The 3,547-nt window shown below is 53.7% G+C and carries 5 protein-coding genes; 1 reads left to right on the forward strand and 4 read right to left on the reverse strand.

All coding sequences use genetic code 11. The features are described from left to right. Positions 1 to 105: 105 nt before the first annotated feature. The 3 genes from BMX75_RS17860 to BMX75_RS17870 form a co-directional block, all read right to left on the reverse strand. Positions 106 to 393, reverse strand: a complete 288-nt coding sequence (locus BMX75_RS17860) for a PIN domain-containing protein (RefSeq protein WP_245748664.1) — start codon at positions 391 to 393, stop codon at positions 106 to 108. A 127-nt stretch (positions 394 to 520) separates the two neighbouring features. Further along, a complete protein-coding gene (locus BMX75_RS17865; protein ID WP_092831065.1) occupies positions 521 to 775 on the reverse strand; it encodes a FitA-like ribbon-helix-helix domain-containing protein in 255 nt (84 codons plus the stop codon). Positions 776 to 1,029: 254 nt separating this feature from the next. After that, positions 1,030 to 1,938 (reverse strand): LysR substrate-binding domain-containing protein, encoded by a 909-nt coding sequence (locus tag BMX75_RS17870; RefSeq protein WP_092831067.1) that lies wholly within the window; start codon positions 1,936 to 1,938, stop codon positions 1,030 to 1,032. A 93-nt stretch (positions 1,939 to 2,031) separates the two neighbouring features. Here BMX75_RS17870 and BMX75_RS17875 point away from each other — a divergent pair, with 93 nt between their 5' ends. After that, complete coding sequence (locus tag BMX75_RS17875) at positions 2,032 to 2,952, forward strand: DMT family transporter (protein ID WP_092831069.1); 921 nt, start codon at positions 2,032 to 2,034, stop codon at positions 2,950 to 2,952. 146 nt (positions 2,953 to 3,098) lie between these two features. Here the strand turns inward: BMX75_RS17875 and BMX75_RS17880 are convergent. Continuing rightward, positions 3,099 to 3,547 (reverse strand): MFS transporter (locus tag BMX75_RS17880; protein WP_340148058.1); only part of this gene is annotated, 449 nt, incomplete at its 5' end.

Raw genomic sequence — 3,547 nt, forward strand, 5'->3', positions numbered from 1 at the left:
CGGCTCGGTTATCGAACACCGGCACAAGTGTTCCTGGGTGAGTACTCAGGTGCCCTGGATACCGCAGGTGCTGCACTTATTACTTGAATTCAGGAAGCACAGCTACTAGCCCTCCCAAGGGTTAACCACGCCCACACTCGCCGCCTCAAATGGCGCCATATCGCGCGATGCGACTTGGTAGCCCTGGGATACGGCAATCGCTGCAATATAACCGTCCGGCACGGGAAAACCACGCCCTGCGGTTCGGGCCGTGACGGCCAGTTCGGTATACTTGCTAGCGGCGTCAGCGTCAAAAGGCAAAATTCGCTCTCTGAACAGCGCCATAAGGCCATCCAATGCCTCGCTTAGCATGTCCTTGCGCTTCCCATTAGGCAGCGCTGCAATGCCAAACATCAACTCAGCCAGGGTAACAGTCGACAGATACAGCGTTTCGGCTGACTGCTCATATTAAGCCAAGCTCTGACGGCCGGATCAGGTTCGGGTTTCATCGCCTCGGAAATGACATTGGTATCGAGAACGATCATTCAAACCTCATCGGCTCAGCAGGCGACTTGTCGCGAACCTGTTCAATGGATGCAACATCTTCATTGGTCAACCCGACTTTACGGCCTAAAGCTGCCAAGGCATCGCCCATTTTGAAGCGATTTTCAGGTCGTGTGGCTTCTTCAAGAATGGCACGCACTTCAGCTTCAGCGCTGCGATGATTTTGCTTGGCGCGAGCTTTCAGTGCGTTGTGTACTTCCTCAGGAATGCTTCTGATCGTCATCATGCCCATAGCTTGACCTCCTATCGCATGTAGTGAGCGCAATCGCGCCCTCAATGCATTCAAATTAGCACATCGAATGCATAAAGCAGGCATGTTGACGTTGCTTGCGTCAGAGCGCTAGTTCGCTGAGGAGGCCGTTATAGAGACCGCCCGTTTGCAATGGTCATGATGGTGCTACCCCAGCGGTAAACCCTGGCCCAGCGTGATGAACGCCCTACCCGCTGTCTGGTTAACCTCGGGTATATGTAAACCGAGCCCCAATATCACTCATCACCCAACACCTCACACAGCCAACCCAATAACGCTTTGCTGCCTGCGCGTTGAGGCGCACCCTGCCGAGTGTATAGGGCGATGGCATCGTGCTGAGGCAAGCTTTCTGACACCGGGCGAATCAGTTCGCCATTTTCAATTAACCGTTGCGTCGTCCGTCGCCACCCCAAGGCAATGCCGTGCCCCGCGACAGCCGCTTGCAGTAGCAACGGATAGCTGTCGAAAACAGCACCCTCTGCTGATGAGGGTTCAAAGTACCCCATGGCCTGAAACCAGTCCTCCCACTCCAGCCAATCCGGCGGTTCCGCGTGGTGGTGCAGCAGTCGATGGTTAAGTAACGCATCGAGGCTCAGCGGCGTGGAGGTCCCTTTCAGGTAAGCCGGACTGCAGACCGGGAATATCTCGTCCTCGGCAGTAAATGCCAAGCGGTGGCTGCCGCTAGGCCGTCTATTGGTTTGCAGTGCAATGTCGAAGTTGCCACTAAATTCGGTGATGGGACTTGTCGACGTCGCCAGCTGAATCTCAATGTCAGGGTAGAGGCGGTTAAAGTCAGCCAGCTGTGGCATCAACCAATAGAACGCTTCACATAATTGGCAGAACAGTACGACGCGCTTATCGTCGGGGGCGCCACGTAATTCCTGAGCACCCGTAGCAATACTTTCCAGCGCCTGGGAGACCGTACGGCCAAACTCACGCCCCTCACGGGTAAGAAAAACGCCGCGATTACGGCGCTCGAAAAGCGTCACACCAAGATCTTCTTCCAGCGCACGGATCTGTCTGCTGATAGCTGCCTGGGTCAGATGGAGTTCATCCGCCGCACGTGAAAAGCTTTCAAGCCTGGCGGCAGCCTCAAAGGGGCGTAGCGTCGCCAGCGGCGGAAGAGACTTGATGAAGTTATCCATAACCTGAGCTCATGCATTGTGACGCAGAAGTCGTTTGAAGCACTGCTAGCGGCAGCGGCATCCTAGAGCGGTATTAATCACTGGAACGCTGCAATGAAGGCCACTGCTAAACCACAAGATAATATCCTACAGGGCATAAGCCTTATCGTGGGGGCTGTGTTTCTGCTGGCGTTGACCGACGCTATGGTTAAGTATCTGAGTACCAGTATGTCGCTATGGCAACTCTATGTCATCGCATCATTCATATCGCTGCCGATACTTTTCGGATTGATCATTGGCCATTCAGGCCCCCGCCCCAGGGTAAAATCACGCCGCTGGGTGGCGATAAGAAGCCTGCTTCTGTTGCTGATGTGGATAGCCTATTACGCCGCTCTGCCGCTGATTCCTCTTTCGGTGGCGGCCGTCGCTATTTACACCACACCGTTGTTTATTGCCGTGCTGGCTGCTTTTGGGGCAGGCGAGCATCTCTCGCGATTGGCGTGGCTAGGCATCCTCTGCGGTTTTCTGGGTGTGGTGGTGGTATTACGCCCCGGCGACGACACCTTCACCCCTGCCACCCTTCTACCAGTGCTCGCCGCCCTCTTTTATGCGCTGGCTATGCTGGTGACACGCCACCACTGCCAAACAGAGCATCCTTTAATACTCACCTTGGGACTCAATCTAGCCTTTCTTACGGCAGGCAGTGTTTTCAGTGTGCTGGTCGCCATTATCAGCACAGCATCAATCGCTGAACGTGCGCCCTTCCTGTTTGCTGTTTGGCAACCGCTGGACGCCACAACGCTAGCGATCATCGGCGCCTACGCGCTACTGCTGATTGTTGTAAATACCGGTGTCGCCCGGGCCTATCAAATTGCCCCTTCGGCGTTGATCGGCACCTTCGATTACGCCTACCTCATCTTTGCTAGCCTTTGGGGCTACCTGCTATTCAGTGAAGTGCCGGATGCCATGACTTGGCTGGGAATGGGCATGATCTTAATGGGCGGTTTGATGGTGTTGCGTCAACGGCACACCTAAATGATGCTCAAACAGGCGAACCATCAACGGTGAACTCTCCGTCATGTCCAGTTAGTTCACCGTTAATACTTTACAAGCAAATCTTCAATACCTGGAACTTATTTACCAAACAGCTCAGTCATCTCCCTTTCCGCCTGCGATACTATTCAAACATTGACAGACTCAGCCGGTTTTTCGCCATGATAGGGACTAAGCACGATCACAGCAGCAATGAAACATAAGCCACCTGCTATAAACCACAATATGAAATAAGATCCCGTAATAAAGGCGATCATTCCTCCTGTCAGAGCAACCAGCCCAGCGCCTAATTGATGAGCTACGTTGATCCAGCTAAAAGCCGAAGGCCCTTGGTCACCAAAGATTTGATTGCATAAATTAATAACGGGCGGAACCGTTGCCACATCGAATATACCGAACACGACAGCAAAAACGATAAGCTCCCAGCCAACCGGCTGCGTTAAAATGAAGGGGAGCCAAATCAGGCTAGCGCCCCTCAAAATAAAAAGGCTCTTCGACGTTGGGTGTGGAATTCGCCCCCTGAGCTGGGCCAGAATATGACCTCCCCAACAGCAGTAGGTATGACATGGACGGCACT

Source organism: Vreelandella subterranea (assembly GCF_900111305.1).
Classification (GTDB): Bacteria; Pseudomonadota; Gammaproteobacteria; order Pseudomonadales; family Halomonadaceae; genus Vreelandella; species Vreelandella subterranea.

Bases quoted from the DNA above. Each gene is read 5' to 3' on its own strand.
- BMX75_RS17860 (WP_245748664.1), bottom strand. From the start codon at position 393: ATGTTTGGCATTGCAGCGCTGCCTAATGGGAAGCGCAAGGACATGCTA.
- BMX75_RS17865 (WP_092831065.1), bottom strand. From the start codon at position 775: ATGGGCATGATGACGATCAGAAGCATTCCTGAGGAAGTACACAACGCA.
- BMX75_RS17870 (WP_092831067.1), bottom strand. From the start codon at position 1,938: ATGGATAACTTCATCAAGTCTCTTCCGCCGCTGGCGACGCTACGCCCC.
- BMX75_RS17875 (WP_092831069.1), top strand. From the start codon at position 2,032: ATGAAGGCCACTGCTAAACCACAAGATAATATCCTACAGGGCATAAGC.